Source organism: Arthrobacter sp. LFS091 (assembly GCF_047977885.1).
Taxonomy (GTDB): Bacteria; Actinomycetota; Actinomycetes; order Actinomycetales; family Micrococcaceae; genus Arthrobacter.
The window spans coordinates 13,654-37,888 of record NZ_JBFPFP010000007.1 but is presented as its reverse complement, the minus strand read 5'-3'; the positions used below and the strand labels follow the sequence as shown (position 1 = coordinate 37,888).

Below are 24,235 nucleotides of genomic sequence, written 5' to 3'. Positions count from 1 at the left end.
TGTCCGGCGGCGCCACATATGCAGGCGGATGTGGAGGCAATCAGCTCGCCAGCACTGCGTCGTAGCGTTCCAACGCGATCTCGGCGAGCACCGGTGAAGGCAGCAGCGGAGCCGCGACAACGTCAGCTCCAGCCTTGGCCAGCTGATCGTGGAAATAGCCGGTCGCCAAGAGGTAGGACGCGATGAACACCCGTCCCGTCCCACCATCGGCGGCGAGCTCCGCACGCAAGGAGGCGACGCCGTCGGGCACTGTCGGCTTGGCACTGGCACCATAGGCGACCCGGACCTTGTTGGGGAGCAGCTCAGCGAGCAGGCGCGCTTGCTCTTCCGAGTCCACCGACCCGTCCGGAAGCGAGGAGCCGGCGGCAGCCACCAGCACGCCGTCGTTCTCCTCCAGGCCTGCGGCCCGCAGATGCACGGCAAGCAGCTCAGCCAGCCGCGGATCCGGGCCGAGCGGCCTGGCCGAGATCACTTCGGGCCGACTCTTGATCGCCTTGGGTACGTCCACTTTGATGTGGAAGCCGGTGGACAGCAAAAGCGGGACGACGACGGCGGCAGTCCCCTCGGGCAGGCCCTCCACCACTCCCCCCAGCTCAGGTTCCTGCACGTCCACGTAGGCCTCGAGCACCCGCAAGCCGGGGCGAAGGGCCTCGATGTCGGCCATGACCTGGCGGATGGCTGCCTGGCCTTCGGCGTTGCGGGTTCCGTGGGCGCACGCGATCAAAACGGGGCTGTTCATGGGAGCTAGCGTAACGTTGAGCCAGCATCTGTTGAGAGCCGTACCCAGAAAGAAACCGTCCACTTGATTTCCATCGACATCCTTCTTCTGTGGCTTGACCTATTTGGCGTGTTTTTCTTCGCGGTCTCCGGGTCACTGTTGGCGGCCCGCAAACAGTTCGACATTGTGGGTTCCGTGCTCCTGGCCTCGATTGTGGCGCTGGGCGGCGGCGTGATCCGCGACATCATCATCAACGCCGGTCCCCCGATCGCGTTCACCAACCCCGCCTATCTGGTCCCGCCCCTGCTGGCGGCAATGCTGGTGTACTTCCTGTTCTCCTCGGTTCAGCGCTTCACCTCCCTTTTAACGCTCTTCGACGCCGGCGGCCTGGCTCTCTTCTGCATCACCGGGACGCTGAAGGCCCTGACCGCGGGCGTAAATCCTGTTGCCGCAATCCTGCTGGGTGTGACCACTGCCGTGGGTGGCGGACTGCTGCGCGACATTACGGCGAACGAGGTCCCCACACTGTTCAATGCACGGGACCTGTATGCGCTGCCGGCCTTTGTTGGTGCCGGCTTGACCACGTTGCTGTGGCATTTGGGGCTGTTCACCGGGCTCTCTGCCTGCGTCGTCGCCGCCGTCGTTTTCGCTTTCCGCGTCACTGCCTGGCGACGCAGCTGGCGCGTGCCGCTCGCGGTCCGTGGATGGCACCGGCCCGGCCGCGGAACGGGCGCAATTTCGGGTGCCCGGGATTAGCTAGGATAAGAGCATGACTGACATGTTCCTCGAGAAGTTCCGCGCGCTGGTCCCAAAGTATCTCGAGGATGAATGGCAGGAAGAGGATGGCCTCACGCCCGAAGAGCTGGACGAGGCCCTTGCCGACCACTCCTTCACCATCCCGCTGGTTCTCCGCGAGTTCTACCTGGCCATCGGCGGTTGCCAAGACCTCATGGAGGCCTACCACTATTTCTGGGACCCCGAGGAACTCGAAGTCGACGACGAAGGTTTCCTCATGTTCCTGGAGGACGAGGATGAGCAATTCACCTGGGGCTTCCGCACCGCCGATCTGGGCATCCCCGATCCCATCGTCTGGCGCCGCAACAACGCCCGCGGACAGTGGAAGAGCGAAGAAGGAACGTTCTCCGAGTTCGTCTTCGACATGTTTGAGTGGGCGTTCAACGACGAAGACTGATTTGCAGGCGTAGCAGCCCCTTCGCACCCCTTGGGTTCGCGGAGGGGCTGTTTTCGTTGTGACCTGTGTTCGGCCACCACCCACTCTGATGTGGCATTCCCCCTGACACGCCGCCCAAGGGGGTGTGGTGTTGATAGGTGGCGGTCAAAGTCGGTGGTGGCGGTACAAGCGTGATGCGAATTCACGACGGCGGCGGGCTGGCTATGTACCGGAACGGACTATAACGGCCGTCCTCCCAGTTCCTGAGCACATCCAGGACTTCGTCCACCATTCGTTGTGGGTTGTACACAACATCGGCATAGTAGTAACGCAACGGGATAAGTCCGCCTCGGAGGCCGGCGTTGTTCCGATATTGGTCCTTCTTCACCTGCTTCGGTTCGAAATGGGTTGCACCGTCGAGTTCAACCATCACGCGCCCGTTGACCAGACAGTCGACTTCGCCCACCCCGGGCACGTCCACGTGCATCTGGACCTGTAGTCCAGCCCTCGTGAAGTGGGTGTGAGCCAGCACCTCCAAGAGTGAGTCGGCCCGCGGCAAGACCAAGTCCAAAACAGCCCTGACTTTTCCGTTGCGGTTTCCGGGGAGTTTCCGCCGCAGGAAACCGGTGGACAGGAGCGCTTGGCTTACGGCGCTCTGCACCATGACCAAAGCCTCCAATTCAGGCAGGCATCGCATAGCGTGCAGGAGCACGTCGCCAACACCTGCCACAGGAAGATAGGGATGCACAGGGTGCGTGCAGGCCCCGTGATGCACCACGCGCCGCCGCGCAAGGCCAGTGCTGCAGCTCAGATGGAGCTGCTCGGCATTCTCAAGAATCCATAGACCATAGAACCGGGCTGCCGAGACGCAGGTGAGCAGGCCATCGGCGCGGAACGCTGCAACAACGTCGGGATCCGCATCGGCCGAGGTATAAACACCTCGGTGTAGGCGAGCGATAGCCCCGTCGTTGACAGCCTTAGTCAGGGCTCGTCGAGTAAATCCGGCCTTACGGAGGGTTTCGGTCCTTGCCGCGCCATGGCGGCTGACCAGGAATTGTGAGACGTCCATAGGCCAAGGATTGGCCCATAGTCAGCCTGACTGGGGTGGCTATGCCCCATATGTGGACAACTTCTGTGCCCCGCCCCCACCTACTTCGGAAGCCCAGGAGGCAATGGCGCACTAAATTCCGGCGAGTCCCGGCCCTCTGCGGTTCAAAGTGGGTGGTGGAGGCTCGGCGCTTCGCTGTAAATCGCACGGCAGATAAGAAAAAACCGTTGACGCAAAGAGTTGCATATGTGACAGGATTGTCATAAGCTTTTCACGGATCCACTAAATGCCTCCGGTGGGTCTGATGCGAACGGAGATTGTGGTCCCGGTTCGGTGCAGCGTATGACTCGTAACGTTGCAACGAACCGGGGCCATTCCTTTTTCCGGAAGCTTCAAGTTGGGGCGCGCGCGGCCACCACCCACTTTGAGTCCAGCAGCAGGCCAACACGCCGCAACAACGGGCAAGCCGTCGCCCTCAAGCCCCCAAAGTAGGTGGTGGAGGTACGGGTTTCACGACGACGAATTGCCTGCATCGGGAATCCCGACAACAAAACAGGCGCCCGGCCTACAAAGACCGGACGCCTGCGCAACCAACGCAAACTTAGCTGCTGCGGTCCACCACAGCGTGGGCGAAGTTGGTCAGCGACGCCTTCACCACGCCTTCCGGCAACGGAGCGAGTGCAGCAACGGCCTCGGCAGACCATTGGCGCGCGATCTTCCAGGACTCACTGGTGACGGGGTGTTCACGAAGACCTGCAACAGCCTCAGCCAAAGCCGAGTCGGAGGACAGGTCGCCGTCGATCAGTTTGAGGAGTTCGGCGGCAGACGAGTCCCCCGCAGCAGCATCGCGGCGCAGCAACAGCACCGGGAGGGTGGGTACGCCTTCGCGGAGGTCAGTGCCGGGGGATTTTCCGGACTTGACCTTCACGCCGGTGACGTCGATGACGTCGTCGGCAAGTTGGAACGCGACGCCAACCTTTTCACCGTACTCAACCAGCAAATCCTCAAAGGATTCATCGGCACCGGCGAAGATCGCGCCGAGCTGCCCGGAGGCCGCAACCAGGGATCCGGTCTTGTCCGCGATGACGGAAAGGTAGTGCTCCACGGGGTCTTCGTCCTCGCGTGGCCCCACGGTTTCGTGCAATTGGCCCAGGCAGAGGCGTTCGAAAGTCCGGGCCTGGATACCGAGGGCACGAGAGCCGAGCTCGGAGACAAGGATGGAGGCGCGGGCGAAGATGAGGTCGCCGGTGAGGATGGCCACCGAGTTGCCCCAGACCTCGTGTGCAGTGGGAGCCCCGCGACGGAACGGAGCCGAGTCCATGACGTCGTCGTGGTAGAGCGTGGCCAGGTGCGTGAGCTCAACAACCACGGCAGCCTGGACAACCTCGGGGCGCGAAGCATCACCGAGGTGGGCGCACAGCAGTGTGAGCAGTGGTCGGATGCGCTTGCCACCGGCTTCCACCAGGTGACGCGACGTCGCGTCAGCCAAGGGGTCAGAGTTGGAGATGGCTTCGCGAAGCTTCTTCTCCACCCGGGCAAGGTTGTTGGTGATGGCGGGGCCGAGTTCGGCGTCCCCTGCAATGGCAGCGAAACCAGCGGGCAGTTGCAGTCCCGTAGCAATCGCTGTGGTGTTCAGGGAAGGCTTGTTGGAGTCAGGCAGGCCGTGCCCGGCATGCGTCCAACTGTGTTCGGCAGAGTTCGTCACGGGTTAACCCTAACTAGTTGTTGCGGAAACCGCGGTGTCGGAGCCGGCTGCGGTCAGCGCGCCGGACGAAGAAGTGTTGGACGTCGCCGGAACCAGCATTTCGAGTACCCGGATCACGCGGTCCTCGAAGCCTTTCGCTGACGGATCGGTGAGGTTCGCGAGCATGCGGACCACAAACCGCATCAGCACCGGAATCGGCATTCCCGTGCGAAGTGCCAGCTTCATGACAGCCGGCTTGCCAATCAAGGAAGCGAAGAGCCGTCCCAGCGTGAAGTGCGATCCCCACTGGTCCCGCACATAGTCCGCGTACCGCGAAAGGTGCGCATCGGCGTCGTGCGTGTTCCAGCCGGCTGAAGCGGAGCGGGAGGACGCATCAATGATGAACTCGGCCGCGAACCGGGCGGACTCCATGGCGTAGGAAATGCCCTCGCCATTAAAGGGGGACACCATGCCGCCGGCGTCGCCCAGCAGGAGCAGCCCCGGCGAGTAGTGCGGGGTGCGGTTGAAGCCCATGGGCAGCGCGGCACCACGGATCTCCCCCACCTGGTTCTCCGGCGTGAAGCCCCAGTCAGCGGGCATCCCGGCGGTCCATTCGCGCAGGACTTGCTTGTAGTCGAGCTTGCCGAATTGCTTGGAGGAGTTAAGGATGCCCAGGCCAACGTTGGAGGTGCCGTCACCAACACCAAAAACCCAGCCGTAACCGGGCAGCGGCTTGCCTGACTTATCCGGCAGTTCAAGCCAGCCTTCCATCCAGTCGTCCTCGTGCCGCGGCGACGTGAAATAGGTGCGCACGGCAACACCCAACGGCCGGTCGTCGCGCTTGTGCATACCCAGCGACACGGCGGTCCGCGTGGAGTTACCGTCTGCGGCAAGAACGACGTCGGCATGGAAGTCGCGCGTTTCGCCCGTCTTGCGTCCGGACTCGTCAAGGATGGCGGCACGTACGCCGATGACTCGGCCGTCGTCCGACTTCAGGGCCGACGTGACACTGTGGTGTTCAAGGACGACGGCGCCCGCGGCCTGCGCGTGACGGGCCAGGTCCTCGTCGAAACCGAGGCGGGTCCGGATCAGGCCGTACGTGGGAAAGTCGGCGACCTCGGGCCAGGGCAGCTCGATGGTGCGGCCGCCGGCAATGAGGCGGAGGCCCTTATTGCGCCTCCAACCTTCAGAGACGGCGTGCGGCAATCCGAGCTTTTGGATTTCCCGGACAGCCCTTGGGGTGAGTCCGTCGCCGCAGACCTTTTCACGGGGGAAGGAGGTCTTTTCCAGCACCGTGACGTCAATGCCCGCCTGGGCGAGGTAATACGCGGCGGTGGACCCGGCCGGGCCCGCGCCAACAATCAGTACTTTCACGTCGTCCTAAATCAGCAGGCAGTACGAGCTAACCGGCCTGGTGGCGCGGCTTTATCTGGCGGCGAAGCTTGGCTACGGGGACACTTTCGCGGTGCTCGGCGGGCTTCTGCGCGCGGTGCACGGCGACGATGCCGCCGCTGAGGTTGCGGTAGGTAACGTCAGTCCAGCCGGCGTCACTGAGCCACTGGGCCAAGTGGTCCTGGTCCGGCCAGGCGCGGATGGACTCGGCGAGGTAAACGTAGGCATCCGGGTTGGAGGAAACCTTGGTGGCGATGGCCGGAAGCGCGCGCATCAGGTACTCCGTGTAGAGGTTGCGCCACAGCGGGACCACAGGGTGTGAGAACTCGGCGATGACCAGCCGGCCGCCGGGTTTGGTGACGCGCAGCATTTCCTCGAGAGCCTTGCGCGGTTCCACGACGTTGCGCAGGCCGAAGGAGATGGTGGAGGCGTCAAAGCTGTTGTCCGCGAACGGCAGGTTGGTGGCGTCCCCGGCGATGAAGTCGATGTCCGGACGGCGGCGCTTGCCAACTTTGAGCATGCCCAAGGAGAAATCGCAGGCTACGACGTCAACGCCGGCGTCTGCATAGGGTTCGCTGGAGGTACCGGTTCCAGCGGCGAGGTCCAGGACCTTCTGGCCGACCTTGACGTCCATGGCGTCCACCACGATCCGGCGCCACCGCCGGGTCTGCCCCATGGACAGGACGTCATTGACGACGTCGTATTTTGGGGCGACATCATCAAACATCGTCGCAACTTCGTCCGGACGCTTTTCCAAGGATGCTCGGTTCACCCTGTAATTGTCTCAGACATTCCGCCGACTTTGCTGCGCTGTAGAAGTCGGCTCAGATTCTGGCTGCGGGCGGGAGTACTGTTGTTCCATCATGACCAGCACGCTCCGCACCTTGACAGTCCCCCTCGATGTTGAATCATCCTCCGGGGGGCTGCCGTCGTTTCTGGTGCGGGATGACGTTCTCTGCTGGTCCCGCCGCGAGGCTGGCCTGGTGGGCTTCGGTGAGCTGACCCGCTTCAGCGCCACCGGTCCCGAGCGTTTCCTTGAGGCCGATATGTGGTGGCGGCACCTCATTCTTGAGGCCGAAATCACTGACCAGGTGGAGCTGCCGGGCACCGGGCCGGTCGCTTTCGGCTCCTTCGCCTTCTCCAAAACGTCCCCACACGTCTCGCGCCTGATCCTGCCCGAGCTGGTGGTTGGCATCCGTGATGGCCGCGCCTGGGCCACCCAACTAACGTTCGACGACGGCGACCTCACCGAGGCGGGTGTCCTAGCCTCTGTTGACCACTGGCTGAGCGGCGGCGAGCCGAACGGCGAGGATTCAGCGGCAGGCGGGTCCGGCGTCGGACTCTCACCGGACGCTGTTGCCGCGGACGGTTACCTGAGCCACGGCTCGCTCAGCGAAGAAGCCTGGATGCAGGCGGTGGCCGATGGCGTGGAGGAGATCCGCGCCGGCAAATTGGAGAAGCTCGTGCTGGCCCGCGACGTCGTAGCCACCCTTCCGGACGGCGTCAACGCTGCGGAGGTTCTTCGCCAGCTCGCAGCCCGGTACCGCGAATGCTGGACGTACGGCGTTGACGGCCTGGTGGGCGCGACACCGGAGATGCTCATCCAGGTCGAAGGCCGCACGGCGCAGGCCCGCGTGCTGGCTGGCACCTTGGACCGTCGCGACGCTGACGGCATGGACGGTTCTCCGATGGAGTACGCCGAGCGGGTGCTGGCCGGTTCGGAGAAGCAGCGGCACGAACACGAGATTGCGATCGACTCCCTGACGCGACAGTTGGCCCCGTTCTCCGAGGCCATGAATTCGCATAGCGAGCCGTTCATCCTGGAGCTGCCCAATGTGTGGCATTTGGCCTCCGACGTGAAGGCGGAATTGGCCGATATAGAGGGACACGTCCCCACGTGCCTGGCCTTGATCAATGCGCTCCACCCCACTGCGGCTGTCTGCGGAACGCCCACGCTGGTAGCGGGGGCACTGATCCGCAAGCTTGAGCACCTGGACCGGGGCCCGTATGCCGGGCCCGTCGGGTGGCTGGATGCTGCGGGCAACGGCGAATGGGGCATCGCGCTTCGCGGAGCCGTTATCGAGGACGCCAACACAGTCCGCCTGTACGCAGGTTGCGGCATTGTGGAGGGATCGCAGCCGGAGGCCGAGCTGGCGGAAACCTGGGCTAAATTCCGGCCAATGCTCGAGGCTTTGGGTATCCGGCGCTGAATCTGGGATCCCGGACAGCACATCCCTTTTGGCGGTTGATAAGTGCGTAAACTAGTTATCAAATAGTGAAACTTAGTTTCCTGTGATGCACATCTCATGTTCGGCGCTACACTAAAACCGACTCAGTTCAGCATCCACCGCAACAAAAGGTAAACAACATGCAGATCTCCCGTTCGGTTCTGTCCGGCACCAAGATGGCCGCCGTGCTCGCAGCCGGCGCCCTGGCCTTGACCGCTTGTGGCGGCTCGTCCACTCCGGCAGCCTCCAACGACTCCGGCCTCAAGCTCATCAACGCCGGCAAGCTCACGGTGTGCTCGGATGTTCCCTACGAGCCGTTTGAATTCCAGAAGGACGGCAAGATCGTTGGCTTCGACATGGACATCGCGGCCGAAATTGCCAAGGACACCAAGACCGAGCTCAACGTGGTGGACAGCTCCTTCGAGGCCATCGAAACCGGCACCGCACTGACCGGTTGCGACGTCTCCATCTCCTCGATCTCCATCACCGACGTCCGCAAGAACGTCATGGACTTCTCCAACCCGTACTTGGATGACGACCTGACCCTCGTTGCCACGTCCTCCTCGGGCATCAGCAACATCGACAGCGCGAAGGGCAAGAAGGTTGGCGTGCAGCAGGCCACCACCGGCGCCCAGTACGCCAAGGACAAGGGAATCGACGCCCAGCAGTTCGAGGACTCCGGCCTCCTGGTCCAGGCACTCAAGGCCGGCACCATCGACGCCGCCATTGGCAACCAGTCCGTCCTTGGCTACGCCATCAAGGATGACTCCAACCTCAAGCGCGTCGAAGACTACGCAACGGGCGAGAAACTGGGCATCTCCATCAAGAAGGGCAACACGGCCATGGCAGATGCCGTGAACGCCACGCTCAAGCGCCTCACGGACGATGGCTCCATGAAGAAGTTCCAGAGCACCTGGTTCGGCGAAACCTCCAAGTAGCTCCCGACATCCACACAGGTGGGCCCCGAAACTACACGCTGTTTCGGGGCCCACCTGCGCAACACGAATGTGAGAACACCATGGCAATGACTGCACGTCAACGAGCCAAAGTCAGCCTGTACGTCCAAGCCGGAATCTTCGTAGTGGTCCTGGCCGCGGTGATCCTTGCCGTCGACTGGAAGACTGTTGGGAACAGCGTCTTCAACTTCGCCAAGATCGGGCCGATGTTCCCGGACATCTTCCTGGTGGGCCTCAAGAACACCCTTATCTACACGGCGTTGGCCTTCGTAGTGGGTTTGTCAGGCGGCCTTCTGCTTGCCCTGATGAAACTCTCCTCTTTCCCGCTGTACCGCTGGCTCGCAACGGGCTACATCGAGTTCTTCCGCGGTGTCCCTGCGCTGCTGGTCTTCATCGCCTTCGGCTACGGCGTTCCCCTGGCCTTCGGTGTCCAGTGGGACGTCAACATCGTGGTCATGGTTTCGCTGGGCATGGTGGCATCCGCGTACATCGCTGAAACCCTCCGCGCTGGTCTTCAGGCCGTGCCGAAGGGCCAGATGGAAGCTGCCCGTTCACTGGGCATGCCGCACTGGCGCGCCATGGTTTCGATCGTGATTCCCCAGGCGTTCAAGATCGTCCTGCCCCCGCTGACCAACGAGATCATCCTGCTCACCAAGGACTCCTCGCTGATTTACGTCCTGGGCCTCACAGCTTCCCAGTACGAGCTCACCAAGTTCGGCCGCGACGGCATCTCCAGCCTCGGCGCGGGCCTGACTCCGCTGCTCGTGGCCGGCGCCTTCTACCTGGTCATCACCATCCCCTTGAGCCTCCTGGCACGGAAGTTCGAAAGCCGCTCCGCGCGGACGAAGCGATAGGCAGGACAGTCATGAACGACGTCGTAAACAGCACCGTTCGCGCCGCTGGCGTGGACATCAAGGACCTGCGCAAGTCCTACGGCAGCAACGAAGTCCTCAAGGGCATCTCGCTGACCGTGGAACCGGGCCAGGTGGTTTGCTTGATCGGGCCTTCCGGCTCGGGCAAGTCCACGCTCCTGCGCTGCGTCAACCTGCTGGAGCAGCCCAACGCGGGCACCATCAACGTGGGCAAGTTCGAAGCAACGGATCCTGATGTTGACCTGAACAAAATGCGCCAAAGCGTGGGCATGGTGTTCCAGCACTTCAACCTCTTCCCGCACCTCAGTGTGCTGGACAACTGCACCATCTCCCAGATGAAGGTGCTCAAGCGCTCCAAGTCCGAGGCCGCCAACGTGGCCCGCCACAACCTGGAGCGCGTAGGGCTGGGTCATCTGGCCGACCGTTTCCCGGACCAGCTCTCCGGTGGACAGCAGCAGCGCGTCGCGATCGCCAGGGCACTGTCCATGGACCCGCAACTCATGCTCTTCGACGAGCCCACCTCTGCGTTGGACCCCGAGACCGTCGGCGATGTCCTGGCAGTCATGCGCAAACTCGCGCAGGAAGGCATGACCATGTTGGTGGTCACGCACGAGATGGGCTTCGCCCGCGAAGTCGCCGACCGCGTGGTCTTCATGGACGCCGGTGTTGTGGTGGAAGAAGGCCCGGCCGAGCACGTCATCAGTGCTCCTACGCAGCCGCGCACCAAGGAATTCCTGCGCCGTGTCCTGGATCCGACACACATCGGCGTCGAGGAAGCGTAACTTTCTGCCGCGAGGGGTTAGCTCTCGGCGCTTTGGAAGCCCCCAAAGCCTCGAGAGCTAACCCCTCGCCGTCAGGACCCTGTCCACGGCTTCGGAGATGGCTTCCTTGATCCGGGCATGGAGTCCGCGCAAGCCCGCCCGGTCCACACGCACCTCCACAATGGTGCGCCCCTTCAGCGGCGACTTCAGCGCTTCGGCAAGTTCCGCCGTCGTACTTACCGCTTGGTGTCCGACGCCGTAGGCCGCCGCGAGTGCCGCGATGTCCACTGAGTGCGGGGTACCGAAAAGGCGTTCGACGGCGGTGCCGTAGGCGCCCGAGTCTTCGACGGCGCCGTGTTCCAGGAGGCTGAAGATGGCCCCGCCGGAATCGTTGAGGACCACGATGCGAAGATCCGGAACAGGTTCACCGTGTCCCATGAGCAAACCGCCGGCGTCGTGGAGGAAAGTGACATCCCCCAGGAGCGCAGTGGTTTCGCGGCCGCTGCCCAGCGCGATTCCCGTGGCTGTGGCGATGGTGCCGTCGATTCCGGCCAGGCCGCGGTTGGCGTAAACCGTTGCGATAGGCGCGGTGTGCGGTTGCCCCGCGAGGTCGACATCGCGGATGCCGTTGGAGGAGCCGAGGACCAGCTGGCCGCGGGCGTGTTCCCAAACCGCTGCCCCGACGGACGGGCCATTGGCAGCGCCTTCCCCCGCCAACACACTGTCCAAGCCATGTTGGGCTGCGGCGGCGGCGAGGAGCCAGGAGTCGAGCCACTCCGCGGAGCCACGACCCGCGAAATCCGCGAGCTCCGGGAGTGTTTCAATGGGCGTTTCGCGTCGCCGGCCCGCCTCGTACCAGGCAACCGGGACCGGCTGGTAGATGGCGGACTGTACGGACTCACGCGCCAGCAGTGACGCGACGGGACGCGACAGCGTTGCCCGGCCGAACAGGACCACACGGTCGATCGGGGTTGAAGATTCGGGCCCGAAGTGCTGAAGCAGCACGCGATACGGGCCCACTGCATTAGGGCCGAAGCGCGCGTTGGATGATGGCTCTGCAAGCAACGGCAAGCCATGTGCCCGCGCGAAAGCTTCGGCCACGGGTCCGGCATCGTGACCGGCGAGGACCACGGTGCGTCGCTCGGGGAGTTCGCTGGACGCCGCCGGCAGGTCCAGTGCCTGAGGACCGGCGTCGTAATGGAACACGCCGTGTCCCTGCGTTTCCGGGAGGGCGTCGTTGGCCGCTGGAACCAAAGGATCACGGAACGCAAGGTTCAGCTGGACGGGGCCGGGCGGGGTGTCTTCCAGCGCGCCCGTCGCGGCATAAAGTGCAGTGGCAACAGCCTTCTGCGGATCGTCCCCAGCGGGGACGTCGACGGCGAATCGCACGTGCTCGCCGAAAAGGTCCAGTTGGATGGTGGTCTGGTTGGCCCCGGTCCCGTGGAGTTCTTCGGGCCGGTCCGCTGAAATGACAACCACGGGCACGGCCGAATGGTTGGCCTCCATCACGGCCGGAAGAAGGTTGCCCACGGCCGTCCCGGAGGTGGTAACGACAGCGACGGGAGCTTCCGTTGAGAGCGCCAACCCCAGGGCCGTGAATCCGGCGTCGCGTTCGTCGATCCGCACGTGGAGCCGGACCCGGCCCGCAGCTTCGGCTTCCGCGAGGGCGTAGGCCATGGGGGCCGACCGCGAACCCGGCGCCACCACCACATGCCGCACACCGCCGTCGATCAGCGTAGTTACGGCGATCCGTGCGGCGGCGATGGATGTCAGAGAGTCCTGGGAAGTCACCGCCCCAGTCTATTGGGGTGGTGATGGAGCGTCCGCCGGAACCGGGCGGGACGTGAGGGAGCGTCCGCCGGAACCGGGCGGGATGTGAGAGAGGGACAGTGTGGGAATGCTCTCCCACCCGGGGGTCGGGCGGGAGAGCATTCGTGGTTTTAGGAAAGGTCAGTGCTACTTGCGGAAGACCTGCACGATCGCAGGGCGCGGGGCCCGCACTGCACCGGCCGGAGCGGGGGCGCCTGCAGCAACGTAGTCCGGGAAGTACGAGTGCGGCGCGTCGAACGTGCCTTCCTCACCCGGGTGCTGGACGGCGACAAACACCGTGCGCTCTTCGTCGTGGACGATCGGGCCACAGGTTTCGGCGTCGCGGGGTACGGACAGGAACTGCTCTACTTTGCCGCGCTCCGGGCCTTCCAACGTCACCTTGAACAGACCGTCGTTGTAGCCGATGGTGGACGGGGCACCGTCCGTGGAGATCCAGAGGTTGCCGACGGAGTCGAATGCCACGTTGTCGGGGCAGGAGATGGGCGACACCTTATCCGCCGGGAAGCCGGAGAAGTAAGCGGACTTGTTCTTGGCCGGATCGCCCGCAACAAGCAGGAGGGTCCAGTTGAACTTGGTGCCGGTCTGCCCCGGCGCCTCAGTGATCTCCACGATGTGGCCGTCACGGTTCTGGGTGCGGGGGTTGACCTCCGTCGCGCCTTCCTTGCCGGCCTTGCCGCGGTCGGAGTTGTTGGTGCAGGCCACGTAGATCTTGCCCGTGAGCAGGTTGGGCTGGACGTCTTCGCAACGGTCCATCTTGGTGGGTCCGACCTTGTCAGCGGCCAGGCGGGTGTACACAAGGACCTCGGCCACGGACATACCCGGAACCGCGGAGACGCCACCAACCACCAAGGGCAGCCATTCGCCCGAACCGTCGAAAGCGCCGTCGGCCGGGAGCTTGCCGGTACCGTCGATCTCGGCGGCGGGCGAGTCACCCGTGAAGCGGGCCACATACAGGTCGCCTTCTGAGAGAAGGTTCATGTTGTTCTGGCGGGCAGCCTTCGAATCACCGGGCTGGTACTTGCCCTTGGAGACGAACTTGTAAAGGTAGTCGAAACGCTCGTCATCACCCATGTAGGCAACCACGTGGCCATCGGGGGCAACGATCACGTTGGCGCCCTCGTGCTTGAACCGGCCCATGGCCGAGTGCTTCCTCGGAGTGGATGTGGGATCGAAGGGGTCTACTTCCACGATCCAGCCAAAGCGGTTGGTTTCGTTCGCGTAGCCGGAGTTGCGGGTGTCGAAGCGGGGCTCGTCCAGCTCCCACTGCCGCGCGGTGGGCTTGGCAGAGAGGCCGTAGCGCTTGTCCGAGTCGCTCGTGCCGGGCGCGACGAAGTATCCGTTGAAGTTTTCTTCGCCGGAGAGGATGGTGCCCCACGGGGTGGTGCCGCCGGAGCAGTTTCCGAGCGTGCCCTTGATCCAGCGGCCGGCTGGGTCATCGATGGTCTTGACCAGGTTTGTACCCGCAGCCGGGCCGGTCAGCTCGTAGACCGTGTTGGTGAGGAAGCGGCGGTTCAAGGGTGCGCCCTGGACGTAGCTCCACGGCTTGTTCTTGTTCTTGCGCTCAAGCTCCACCACTGCGAGGCCGTGGGCGGCGCGGCCGATGGCACGGCCCTCGGCAGCATCGAAGCCGACCGGCAGCATGATGTTCTCGTTGGTGTACTCGTGGTTGGTGAACAGGACAGCGCGGCGATCCTTGGAATCGGGGATCGGAAGGATGTCCGTGTAGTCGTTGTTGTAGCCGAACTGGCGTGCCTGCGCGGCCGCGGTCTGCTTGGTGATGTCGAAGGCCGGCGAGTCGCTGAACAACGGGTCACCCCAACGGATGATCGGGTTCCAGCCGAATCCCTCAGGGACGGTGAATTCGTCGACGGCGGCGTCGACCGGCTTGATCGCGGTGAACTTGAGCTTGGACTTGTCGAAGCCCTTCTTGGCAGCGTCCGAGAGTCCGTTCCCGGAGTCGGCGACTGCGGCATCGGTGCCGGTCACTGCGCTGCCAAGAACGACGGCGAGCGCACCCGCAGCGCCGAGGCCAAGAGCCGCGCGGCGTGACATGGCCGTGGAGGCGATGTCCCTGAAGTAGCCGTTGGTGCTGGTGTTGCAGACATCGCCAGAGCAGGCGTTGTCGCATTTCAGAGCACACGTGACCGGGCTGCGCTTGCCTTTGGTGTGGCCGAGCATGGGGAGCAGCGGGAACGTGCGTCCGGTGGTTTCAGACATGGGGATGACCTTCCAGAGGGTGTACGGGATTCCCGTTGAGCTTTTCAGCGGAATCCGAATCCGGGAGGTCGCTCGGGTTAAGGCTGGGTGAACAAAGGGTGGTGGTCGCGCGCCAGGACGTCGTGCACCCGTCGGAGCCGGTCCAGCCACCAATCCCGGCGGTCCGTCGAAGCCGCGTACTGCTCCAGCAGTCCGGGATCGGGGTGCGTGTCACGCAACGGTATGGCGCCGTCGTCGGCTACCAACGGATCCAAGGTGACGTCTGAGACAAACAGGGACACCGTGCCCAGGCCGCAGGCGTAGGGAAGGGACGGAAGGGAGCCTGCGAGCGCGAGCCCGGCCCGGATTCCCACCGAGGTGTCCAGCGCGGAACTGACGACGGCAGGCAGCCCGGCTTGCCCGACGATGTCCAACGCCCGCCTGACTCCCCCGAGCGGTGCTACCTTGACGACAATGAGGTCCGCAGCCCCCGCCTTGGCTACACGGAGGGGGTCATCCTCTTTGCGAACACTTTCGTCGGCGGCGATCAAGACCGGCGTACCTGCGTCGGCAAGACGACGGCGGACCTCGGCCAAACCTTCGATGGTGGGAACGGGTTGCTCGGCGTACTCGAGGCCCTGCGATGACAGCGTCCCAAGCGCTTCGACAGCTTGGCTTACGTTCCATCCACCGTTCGCATCCACCCTGATGGCCGCCTCGGGAAGGGCCCGGCGTACTGCTGCTACCCGCGCGAAGTCGTCAGCGAGTTCCTGTCCCTTCTCGGCGACCTTGATCTTGACAGCATCGACCCGGCCAAAGCGGGCCAGGACGTCCGGTACCTGCTCGGCCCGAACTGCCGGAACCGTGGCGTTGACCGGAATTACTTGCCGCAATGGTGAAGGAAACCCAACCCAGCCTGCCTCCACGGCGGCAGCGAGCCAGCGGGAGGACTCTTCGTCTTCGTACTCGGGGAACGGGCAGAACTCGCCCCAGCCGCGAGGTCCCTGAAGCAGCAGGGTTTCGCGCTGCATGATGCCCCGGAACTTCACGCGCATGGGCAGCGACACAACGTGGGCGGAGTCCAGGAGTTCTTCGAGGGCAGGAAGGCTTGCAGGCATAGTGCCACTGTACCGGCGGCTTTGCGGGCCACACGGCGGCAGTTGGCCTATGTGGACATCTCAAACGGCCCAGTAGTTTTGGACAGTTCCAAGGACATCAGCCAACCGGGCTCCGGAAAGGACCACAGAGCTTTCGGGTACCCCCAGTTCGTCCCATTTGGCCACGATGCGGATATCGCCCTCCCCGGGCAGTGGCCATAGCCAGAACTGCGCAGATCCCTCCACTTGCTCATCCCCGGCACTGCCTCCGCCGCCGCCCCGGTGGGTGAGGACCGGCCCTGAGACGTCTTCGGTGTCCTCCAACATTGCCGGCGTGGGATGCGAGGCAATCGCCTTGCTCCCATCGGCGAGCGAGACTCCGACGTTGATTCCCGGCAGTCCCGGACGGCTGAAGCTTTGCTCCAGAATGTCCCGCCATTCCTGGGCCGACTCGTCTACGCGTCGCACTGACCACTTGAGGTCCAGCAAACAGCCAGTGGAGTACACCTCCGCCATCTTCAACGCCACCACCACGTGGGCGCTTTGGTACACAAAAGCTCCGATGGGCAGGATGCCCGGCAGCTCGTCCGACGGCGGGCCGAACCATCCGGGCCGGATGGGCTGCGGTTGGCGTGGCCGTTCCGGCAATTCAGGGACGTCGTCGAAGAAGCTCATATTCCATGCTTACACCGCCACGCGGCGCCTGGGGAGGGCCATCTGGCAACTAAGGGACGGCAACCGCGATATTCTCAAAGTCACGACTCAATGCGGGGGAAACATGACTCAATCAATGCCCGGTTCACCAACACCTGCCGGCTGGTATCCGGACCCTTCGGACCCCAGGTTTGTCCGGTGGTGGGACGGCCACGCGTGGACAGCCAACCAGGCCCCGCGCCAGGGGCAGTACCAGCCAGCCTTCACGCCGCAACGCCCGCGGATCAGTGAGGGGACACCTGTTTACAACCCCTTCATCTGGGCTATCACGCTGTTGCCGCTGGTCTCGGTCATCTTCCTGCTGTTCTGGCAGCCGGAGTTCCGCATGATCACTACCCGCCAGGGCACCACCACTGTGGACCCGTTCTCGATGTATACCCCGGCGTATTTCCTCAGCCTGGGATCGGGTTTCATCGCCTATGGCCTCTCGGTGTTTTTCGCCTATCTGGACCGTCAGCGCCTGCTGAAGTCCGGCGTCGAGCGTCCGTTCCATTGGGCGTGGGCGTTCCTCAACGCCGCTGTGTACGTGATTGGCCGCTCGGTGATCGTCAACAAGGTTGCCCCGAAACGGGGGCTGTGGCCGATCTGGGTCACCATCGCCGTGTTCGTACTCACCATGGTGGTTGCAGGTATTTGGACGTCCAACATGATGCAGTCCATGTACAACCAGCTCGGCTACTCGGTTACCACGTAGCTCACCCGCAGCCCCCAACGCAGCTCACCCGCGGCTCACAATTTAGCCGCGGTCGCCGCCCAGCTGGTCAGGAGCTTGATGTGTTCCTCGTGGACCGTGCCTGGCTCCGCTGTGTAGACGCTGAGTTCGTTGACGGCCCGGGGCAGGGTGGGCAGGGCGAGGGACTGGTACGTGAGTTCCAGATACCCCACCACGGGATGTTGCAGCCGCTTCATGCCCTCGTGGCGGAACCGGATATCGTGTGATCCCCAAAGCTCGCTGAATTCGGGGCTCAGGGTGGAGAGCTCGCCCACCAGTTCGCGCAAGGCCCGGTCGTTGGGCTCCCGTCCGGCTTCTGCGCGCAGAAGGGCCGCCGTGGCAGCGGCGCCGGCTTCCCAGTCGATGTAGAAGTCCCGTGACGCCGGATCGAGGAAATGGAAGCGGGCAAAGTTGGGACGCCCATTCGCCGCAGTGGTTTCGCTGGCGAAAATTTGAGCGTGCAGCGCCCGTCCCAAGGCGTTTGAGGCGACGATGTCCAGGCGGCCATTCCTGATGAACGCCGCGGACAGGGTGATGGAGTCCACCATCCATTGGACGGGTGCGGCCACTTCCGTGTCCTTCCGCCTGGGAGCGGCGCGATTCGTGGTCCGGGCCGCTTTGGCGAGCTCGAACAAGTACGTCCGCTCCTCGTCGCTCAGTTGCAGCGCCCTGGCTACGGCGTAGAGGACGTCATCCGAAACGCCGCTGATGTTTCCCTTTTCCAAGCGGGCGTACCACTCCGGGCTGACGCCTGCCAGCACGGCTACTTCCTCGCGCCGAAGGCCCGGCACCCGACGCCTGCTGCCCGATGGAAGCCCAACCTGTTCCGGGAGGAGTTTCGCGCGGCGGGTAGCGAGGAAGTCCTTGATGTCGGCACGGTTGTCAGGCAGGTTGTTCATGGATTTACAGTATCGCTGGCTCGCCTCACTAAGGGGGCCACAACCTGTACCCCCTATCAACGGAGCCAGTCCCGCAGAATCGTACCCTCACACGCGTTAGATAGACTTCAGGAAGCAGAGCACGGAAGGACGTTCCCATGAACCGCAAGGCCACCGCCCTGGACGTCGCCAAGAGGGCGGGAGTTTCCCGGAGCGCGGTCTCGCTGGTACTGAACGGCCGCGGCGACGGCAATGTGGCAAAGGACAGCCAGGACCGGATCCGCCAGGCGGCCCAGGAGCTCAACTACTCCCCCAACGCCATTGCGCTGAGCCTGCGAAACCAGCGGTCCCGGGTCATCGGCATCCTGTCCGACGAGGTGGTGGTCAGCCCCTTCGATGGCAACATCATCGGCGGGGCTGACGATGTCGCCCGGAGCCGTGGTTTCGTGACGGTGGTCATGGACACAGAGAGCGATACTGCCCGTGATGCGAGCGCCATCGAGACACTGTTGGATCGCCAAGTAGACGGGCTCATGTACGTGACGGTGGGATTGAAGCCGATCGAGGTGCCACAAGGCATGCTTCGCGTCCCGTCGGTCCTGGCAAATTGTTATGACGCACACCCTGAGCCGCAGCTCCACCATGTCATCCCGGACGAGGTCACCGGCGGCAGGGAGGCAACGGAGCATCTCCTGCAACTGGGCCACACGGATATTGCCCTGCTTGCCGGTTCCTTGGACTCTCCCGCGGCTCCCCTGCGCGTGCAGGGTTACCGGGACGCCTTCGCCACTGCGGGGCTCGCAGCGAGCGAGGGGCGGATCCACATGGCGGGCTGGGATATCGATGCCGGTTTCCACGGGGCCATGAAGCTGCTCGACGGCGTGTCCCCGGCTGATCGACCCACCGCCATCATGTGCGCGAACGACCGGCTGGCCGTCGGGGTAGCCCTCGCCGCCGCACGCCTTGGATTGAACGTCCCTGCGGACCTGTCCATCATGGGCTACGACGACGAGACCCGGATCGCCGACACCATGGTCCCCGCCCTCACCACCATGGCCCTGCCGTTGCGGGAGGTAGGGCGCGCGGCGATGACCACGCTGCTGGACGCCCTGGAACGTACCGAAGGCGCGGCGGAGGAAGCCACGAAGGAAACGATGGTCCCCTGCCGCCTTGTCATCCGCGAATCCACTGGCCCGGCGCCAACCCGCTGACCTGCCACGTTGTGAGGCCCGCTCTGCACCCTAAAAGGGCGAAATACCCTGCAGAGCGGGCCTCACAACGCAGGTCAGCGAACGACGCCGGCCTGCCGCCTTAGCGGGGCAGCGCCAACTCCCACACGTCGGCAGTCGCGCCCGGGGGCAGGGTGAGCTCCCACGACTCCCCGGGAGCGGGGTAGGCACGAACCGTCGTAGCCACGGACCCGGTACGGTATACCTCCACGAGGGAGGCGTCGACGAAGATCCTCAGCTCCTCCCCTTCAGCCAGGGAACCTGAGTAAACCGCCTGGGCCGCGGGACCTGAGCCAAGCACCAGGTCGATGGAACCGGAACCAGAACCAGCACCAGACCCCCGCACCAGTACCTCGGCAAACCCGGGCACGGCAACCGATCCTGCAGCACCCATCGCCACGGCAGCACCACGGTATGCGAGGACCTCAGGCGCAGGAGCGACAACCAAGGAACCATCAGCCACGGACAAGACGCGAGGATGTGTCAGCACACCCGACCATCCGGCGTCGTCGATTTCCACTTGGGTGCGGCCCCGGCGACCATCGCGCCCGGGCCCCTCGTTGGCCCAGCCCCACAGCAGGGCAGACGGCGTGGAACCGGTGGAAAGCTGCAGGACCTGGGGCGCATAGAAATCCCGTCCAAGATCGGACTTTCCTCCAGTAACGGGCGTAAAGACCGGCAGCCCGGTCTTGGGGTCCGCGGTGAGCGAGCCGATCAGGTGGCCCACACCGTTGGCGTGCTCATGGTCGTCCCCCGAGAGCCACAGCGAGAACATCATGACCCATTCCCCCGTCGGCACCTGGACCAGTTGCGGGCATTCCCAGATTTCTGCCGGCGTGTGCTCCCCAGCGACGGGATCAGCCGTGGTCAGCCAGATTCCCTGGTACTTCCAGTCATCGAGGGTATCCACCGTGTACAGCAGCAGCGCAGCTCGACCGTCAGCAAGTCCCGCCCCCTGCATGGCGAAGCGGGCACCGTTGAAGCGGAAGATGAAGGGGTCGCGAACGGCGGTGACAAGAGGATCGGCCGGCATGGAGGCGGCAACATGCCCGTCCTGGGACCAGGTCACCAAGTCCGAGGAACCCCGGGCAATGACCACCTGCGAATGCCCGCCGTGATCCTTGACTCCGGAGTAAGCAGCGGTCGGCACGCCGTCGTCGGAGGTGACCACACCTGTCCAGCAGCCCGCTGAGTCCGGCCCGCCCGGCTGTGGTGACAGCGCCACCGGGTGTTCTTCCCAGCGGACCAGGTCCGGGGAGCTCACGTGGCCCCAGCAGATCTGGGAATGCCGCGCGGACAAGGGGTTGTACTGGAAAAACACGTGGTACCGGCCGTTGATGTAGCTGACGCCGTTGGGGTCGTTGATCCATCCTTGCGCCGGACGCGGGTGGAAGCGTGGAAAGGCCGGATCCGGGTGCGTGGCCGCCAGAGACAAAGTGGAAGAGAGTGCAAGGTCCGTCAACGGAACCCCTTTCAAAGCGAAGAGAAGATTACTTGCCCGTGCCTGCGGTGAGTCCGTCCTGCAGCGCGCGCTGGCCGAACATGAACACCACCAGTGCGGGAATCATGGACAGGACAACACCGGCGAGCACCACGGAGATGCTTCCAGTGCCGAGGTTGCCTTGAAGCGAGACAAGGCCGAGGGGCAGCGTGAAGTTCTGCTCCGAGATGGTCATGATGAGAGGCCGGAAGAACTCGTTCCAGTGGAAGTTGAACGCCAGGATGCCCACGATCGCCAGGCCCGGCATGGCCAGCGGAGCGTACACGGACCGGAAGGTCCGCCACGGCGAGGCGCCGTCGATCGCAGCCGCTTCAGCGAGCTCACCCGGCAACCCCATGAAGTACTGGCGCATCAGGAAGGTACCGAACGCCGTCGGGATAGCCGGAATGATCAGCGCGAGCAGTGTGTCGGAAAGCCCCACGCCGCGGATGAGCATGAACACCGGCACGATCGTCACCTGTGCGGGCACCATCATGGTGGCCAGCACAATTGAGAACAGGGCACCGCGCCCCTTGAAGCGAAGGTGCGCGAAGGCGTAGCCGGCCAGCGCCGCCGTCACCATTTGTCCGACGGCGATCAGCCCCGTCACCAGGGCACTGTTCACCACCAGCAGCACGATGTTGAGCTGCTTGAAGACCTGCGTATAGGAGGTGAGGTCCGGGTTCAGCGGCAGGAACGCGGGCGGAAGTTTGAAGGATTCCGAAGGCGGCCGCAGCGAGGTGGACAGCGTCCACAACACCGGACCAAGGACAAAGACGGACGCTATCAGCAGGACGAGGATGCGGCCGGCCACTGACCAGTCCCGCTTCTTCCGGGTGACTGCGGGCGCCGTGGTGGTGACACGTTCTTGAATGGTGGTCATGGCGGGCCTCACTGGTAGAAGACGAATCGTTTGCTGAGCCGGAACTGCGCGGCGGTGATGGCCATGATGATGAGCGTCAGGATCACGCCGATCGCTGAAGCCTGGCCGAACTCGAGGCGCTGGAACGCGGACTCGAAAATCACCATCACCGCCGTCCGCGTCGAGTCGCCGGGCCCACCGCGGGTGAGGACGTAGGGCTGGTCGAACACTTGGAGGGCGTTGATGATGGCCATGACGGAGGCCACCAGGGTGGTGGGACTGAGGAGCGGAAGCGTGACGTAGAAGTGCTTGCGCCAACCCGTGGCACCGTCGATCGACGCAGCCTCGTACGTCTCCACGGGAATCGACGCCAGGCCGCCGATGAACAGCAGGAACGAGAACCCGAAGTTCTGCCACACGTAGACAAGGATGACGACGGCGGCCGACCCTCCCGGCGTCGTCAGCCACGGGACTGCCGGGATTCCAATCAACGAGAGCATCCAGTTCACCACGCCGAACTGCTCGTTAAAGAGGTAGCGCATGAAGATGGAGACCGATGCCGCGGACAGGATCAGCGGGAAGAAGAACGCGGAACGGAAGAACACCCTGAGCCATGCCGGCAGCTTCTCCTGCACCATGATCGCAAGTCCCAGCGCCAGTCCGAGCTGGAGCGCCACGGCCACCACCACAAACACGATGGTGTTCACGAACGAGACGCGGACGGTGGGGTCCTGGACTACTTCGGCAAAGTTGTCGAATCCCACGAACGTCGGTGCCGAGATGATGTCCCAGCGAAAGAACGCCAGCGCAATGGAGGCAATGATCGGAAGCAGGGTGAAGATGCCCATGCCCACGATCGTTGGCGCAAGGAAGGCCCACGGGAGCCACCGTTGTTGCACGCGGCCGCGCTTGGATGGCTGGCTGTGCTTGTGGGTTGTTTTGCGTCCTGGTTCGCGTCCCGTCCCTGTGGGCGTGCTGGTTGCGGTGCTCATGGCTGCCTCCTCAAGGCAAGTTCAAGGTCGCGTTGCATGGAGCTGAGGGCGTCCTTGAGTTGGCGCTCGTCTCCGCTGACGGCAAGGCTGACGTTTTTCATCAGGGCGGTCTCGACGGCGGCCTGCTGGGGTGGCGCTGGAATGGGACCTGTGGTGGGGAAACGGTCCAGGGTGTCGTAGAAGACCTTCCAGTTCCGGGGCCCGGTTCCCGAGTAGAGCTGCTCGTTGACCATCGAGCGCCGGGCCGGAGTGGTGTTGGGCGTGGGGAACACGATCTGCATGGCTTCGAGGCTGGAGCTGAACTTCACCCATTCCCAGGCGGCGTCCTTATCCTTGGCGGTCTTCATGATCGCGTACCCGGCCGTACCGAACTGGTGCCGCTGGGACCGCCACTTCGGGAAGAACTGGACGTCGAAATCGTTCTCTGTCATCCCCGCTTCGTGGAGGCCTTGCACCCAATAGCCGCCTGCCGGCGTCGTACCTATCCTGTTGGAGGCAAAGAGGCCGATGAGCGAACTGCCGCCGCCTTCTTCGGGCCGAACACCGAGTCCGTCCTTGACCAGTCCGCGGAGGTAGTCGAAGGACTCGAAAACCCGGGGATCGTCGGCGTTTGGTTCCAGCCATTGGTAGCCGCCGGAGCGGAGGCTTCGGGTGGGGTCGTTGGCGTAGAAGCTGTCCCAGAACCACTCGCCGCCCGGTGACTTGGTCTCTTTGAGGAAGCTGGTGTCGTTGGCGTAGAGCCACGGCACCACTCCGCCGAACAGACGATTGGTCCAGTAGTAGGGAGTGAAGTCCTTGGGGTTGGCCTTCTTCATGGCGGCCAGGGTGCTCCGGAAGTCGGTGTGCGTCCAGTTGTCGGCGGGCCGCTCGAGTCCGGCTTTAGTGAGCGCCGTGGTGTTGTAGTACATGTTGGCGGCGTTCCAGTCGATGGGGAGCTGGAACAGGCTGCCCTTGTACATGAACGCTTCCACCAGGCTGGGGTGGACGTCCGCAAAGTATTCCTTCATGTCCGCTGCGTCGCGGCGAAGATATTCGTCCAGCGGGTGGGCCAGCTTTTCCGCGAACAGCTGGGCACCTTCGGTGGCCACGTAGACCACGTCCGGCGGGGTTCCCGCTGCCACCATGGTGAGGATTTTGGTGAAGAAGTCTTTCCAGTCCACGGCCTGGATGGCTTGGACCTTGACCTTGATTTCGGGGTGGACTTTGGCGAAGGCGTCGATGACCTTCTGGCGGGCTGCGGCGTCTGCGGCGGTGCCCATGATGGCGATACTGAGGCTGTTGTCTCCCCTGCCCGGAATGTCTGCTCCTGTGAGTCGCGGCCACGACGCCGCAGTTACTCCAACAATCCCGGCGCCGAGGGCTGTGAGGGCACTTCTGCGTGTGAATTGACGCAAAGCCCCATTGGTTCCCGACAT

General features: G+C 63.9%; 22 protein-coding genes. 8 read left to right on the top strand and 14 right to left on the bottom strand.

Going from position 1 to position 24,235, the window contains the following annotated elements; translation table 11 throughout:
- Positions 1 to 40 precede the first annotated feature (40 nt).
- Positions 41 to 802 (bottom strand): sirohydrochlorin chelatase, encoded by a 762-nt coding sequence (locus tag ACNQOP_RS14045; RefSeq protein WP_284986391.1) that lies wholly within the window; start codon positions 800 to 802, stop codon positions 41 to 43.
- Here ACNQOP_RS14045 and ACNQOP_RS14040 point away from each other — a divergent pair, their 5' ends adjacent.
- Positions 803 to 1,474 carry a trimeric intracellular cation channel family protein gene (locus tag ACNQOP_RS14040; RefSeq protein ID WP_235517241.1) on the top strand — a complete coding sequence of 224 codons (672 nt, stop codon included), beginning with the start codon at positions 803 to 805 and terminating at the stop codon, positions 1,472 to 1,474. It abuts the gene before it with no gap.
- 13 nt (positions 1,475 to 1,487) lie between these two features.
- A complete protein-coding gene (locus ACNQOP_RS14035; RefSeq protein WP_416404853.1) occupies positions 1,488 to 1,910 on the top strand; it encodes a hypothetical protein in 423 nt (140 codons plus the stop codon).
- Between the two features lie 181 nt (positions 1,911 to 2,091).
- Here ACNQOP_RS14035 and ACNQOP_RS14030 read toward each other — a convergent pair whose 3' ends face one another.
- The 4 genes from ACNQOP_RS14030 to ACNQOP_RS14015 all read right to left on the bottom strand — a co-directional run bounded on the left by ACNQOP_RS14030 (position 2,092) and on the right by ACNQOP_RS14015 (position 6,785).
- Entirely contained in the window at positions 2,092 to 2,958 is an 867-nt protein-coding gene (locus ACNQOP_RS14030; protein WP_416404852.1) for a type IV toxin-antitoxin system AbiEi family antitoxin domain-containing protein, read from the bottom strand.
- Between the two features lie 580 nt (positions 2,959 to 3,538).
- The gene (locus tag ACNQOP_RS14025) at positions 3,539 to 4,642 is read right to left on the bottom strand and encodes a polyprenyl synthetase family protein (protein ID WP_416404851.1); all 1,104 of its coding nucleotides are present in this window, start codon (positions 4,640 to 4,642) and stop codon (positions 3,539 to 3,541) included.
- A gap of 9 nt (positions 4,643 to 4,651) precedes the next feature.
- Positions 4,652 to 5,995 carry a geranylgeranyl reductase family protein gene (locus ACNQOP_RS14020; RefSeq protein WP_416404850.1) on the bottom strand — a complete coding sequence of 448 codons (1,344 nt, stop codon included), beginning with the start codon at positions 5,993 to 5,995 and terminating at the stop codon, positions 4,652 to 4,654.
- A gap of 28 nt (positions 5,996 to 6,023) precedes the next feature.
- Positions 6,024 to 6,785, bottom strand: coding sequence for a demethylmenaquinone methyltransferase (locus ACNQOP_RS14015; RefSeq protein ID WP_211711989.1), 762 nt, complete (start codon positions 6,783 to 6,785; stop codon positions 6,024 to 6,026).
- A gap of 91 nt (positions 6,786 to 6,876) precedes the next feature.
- On the opposite strand from ACNQOP_RS14015, the gene ACNQOP_RS14010 reads away from it, so the two are divergent.
- The 4 genes from ACNQOP_RS14010 to ACNQOP_RS13995 all read left to right on the top strand — a co-directional run bounded on the left by ACNQOP_RS14010 (position 6,877) and on the right by ACNQOP_RS13995 (position 10,851).
- The gene (locus tag ACNQOP_RS14010) at positions 6,877 to 8,223 is read left to right on the top strand and encodes an isochorismate synthase (RefSeq protein WP_349471208.1); all 1,347 of its coding nucleotides are present in this window, start codon (positions 6,877 to 6,879) and stop codon (positions 8,221 to 8,223) included.
- 158 nt (positions 8,224 to 8,381) lie between these two features.
- Positions 8,382 to 9,179, top strand: a complete 798-nt coding sequence (locus ACNQOP_RS14005) for an ABC transporter substrate-binding protein (RefSeq protein WP_257370664.1) — start codon at positions 8,382 to 8,384, stop codon at positions 9,177 to 9,179.
- 80 nt (positions 9,180 to 9,259) lie between these two features.
- On the top strand, positions 9,260 to 10,051 hold the full coding sequence (locus ACNQOP_RS14000) for an amino acid ABC transporter permease (protein ID WP_211711986.1): 792 nt from the start codon (positions 9,260 to 9,262) through the stop codon (positions 10,049 to 10,051).
- Positions 10,052 to 10,062: 11 nt separating this feature from the next.
- Positions 10,063 to 10,851, top strand: a complete 789-nt coding sequence (locus tag ACNQOP_RS13995; protein ID WP_235517248.1) for an amino acid ABC transporter ATP-binding protein — start codon at positions 10,063 to 10,065, stop codon at positions 10,849 to 10,851.
- A 57-nt stretch (positions 10,852 to 10,908) separates the two neighbouring features.
- Here the strand turns inward: ACNQOP_RS13995 and menD are convergent, their stop codons facing one another.
- The 4 genes from menD to ACNQOP_RS13975 form a co-directional block, all read right to left on the bottom strand.
- Positions 10,909 to 12,621 carry a 2-succinyl-5-enolpyruvyl-6-hydroxy-3-cyclohexene-1-carboxylic-acid synthase gene (gene menD, locus ACNQOP_RS13990; protein ID WP_416404849.1) on the bottom strand — a complete coding sequence of 571 codons (1,713 nt, stop codon included), beginning with the start codon at positions 12,619 to 12,621 and terminating at the stop codon, positions 10,909 to 10,911.
- 165 nt (positions 12,622 to 12,786) lie between these two features.
- A complete protein-coding gene (locus ACNQOP_RS13985; protein WP_416404848.1) occupies positions 12,787 to 14,877 on the bottom strand; it encodes a PhoX family protein in 2,091 nt (696 codons plus the stop codon).
- A gap of 77 nt (positions 14,878 to 14,954) precedes the next feature.
- Positions 14,955 to 15,974, bottom strand: a complete 1,020-nt coding sequence (locus ACNQOP_RS13980) for an o-succinylbenzoate synthase (protein ID WP_416404847.1) — start codon at positions 15,972 to 15,974, stop codon at positions 14,955 to 14,957.
- 60 nt (positions 15,975 to 16,034) lie between these two features.
- Positions 16,035 to 16,628 carry a hypothetical protein gene (locus ACNQOP_RS13975; RefSeq protein ID WP_416404846.1) on the bottom strand — a complete coding sequence of 198 codons (594 nt, stop codon included), beginning with the start codon at positions 16,626 to 16,628 and terminating at the stop codon, positions 16,035 to 16,037.
- A 103-nt stretch (positions 16,629 to 16,731) separates the two neighbouring features.
- Here ACNQOP_RS13975 and ACNQOP_RS13970 point away from each other — a divergent pair, with 103 nt between their 5' ends.
- A complete protein-coding gene (locus ACNQOP_RS13970; RefSeq protein ID WP_416404845.1) occupies positions 16,732 to 17,361 on the top strand; it encodes a DUF2510 domain-containing protein in 630 nt (209 codons plus the stop codon).
- A gap of 35 nt (positions 17,362 to 17,396) precedes the next feature.
- On the opposite strand, the gene ACNQOP_RS13965 is transcribed toward ACNQOP_RS13970, so the two are convergent.
- Positions 17,397 to 18,278: a helix-turn-helix transcriptional regulator gene (locus ACNQOP_RS13965; protein WP_416404844.1), complete on the bottom strand. Its 882-nt coding sequence runs from the start codon at positions 18,276 to 18,278 to the stop codon at positions 17,397 to 17,399.
- A 137-nt stretch (positions 18,279 to 18,415) separates the two neighbouring features.
- On the opposite strand from ACNQOP_RS13965, the gene ACNQOP_RS13960 reads away from it, so the two are divergent.
- The gene (locus tag ACNQOP_RS13960) at positions 18,416 to 19,468 is read left to right on the top strand and encodes a LacI family DNA-binding transcriptional regulator (protein ID WP_257370675.1); all 1,053 of its coding nucleotides are present in this window, start codon (positions 18,416 to 18,418) and stop codon (positions 19,466 to 19,468) included.
- Between the two features lie 100 nt (positions 19,469 to 19,568).
- Here the strand turns inward: ACNQOP_RS13960 and ACNQOP_RS13955 are convergent, their stop codons facing one another.
- Genes ACNQOP_RS13955 through ACNQOP_RS13940 form a run of 4 tightly spaced genes read right to left on the bottom strand, consistent with a single transcriptional unit; the run spans position 19,569 to position 24,235 of the window.
- Complete coding sequence (locus ACNQOP_RS13955; protein ID WP_416404843.1) at positions 19,569 to 20,948, bottom strand: glycoside hydrolase family 32 protein; 1,380 nt, start codon at positions 20,946 to 20,948, stop codon at positions 19,569 to 19,571.
- 28 nt (positions 20,949 to 20,976) lie between these two features.
- Positions 20,977 to 21,849: a carbohydrate ABC transporter permease gene (locus tag ACNQOP_RS13950; protein WP_416404842.1), complete on the bottom strand. Its 873-nt coding sequence runs from the start codon at positions 21,847 to 21,849 to the stop codon at positions 20,977 to 20,979.
- Positions 21,850 to 21,857: 8 nt separating this feature from the next.
- A complete protein-coding gene (locus ACNQOP_RS13945) occupies positions 21,858 to 22,820 on the bottom strand; it encodes a carbohydrate ABC transporter permease (protein ID WP_257370678.1) in 963 nt (320 codons plus the stop codon).
- Positions 22,817 to 24,235 carry an ABC transporter substrate-binding protein gene (locus ACNQOP_RS13940; RefSeq protein WP_416404841.1) on the bottom strand — a complete coding sequence of 473 codons (1,419 nt, stop codon included), beginning with the start codon at positions 24,233 to 24,235 and terminating at the stop codon, positions 22,817 to 22,819. The genes ACNQOP_RS13945 and ACNQOP_RS13940 overlap by 4 nt, the downstream gene beginning before the upstream one ends.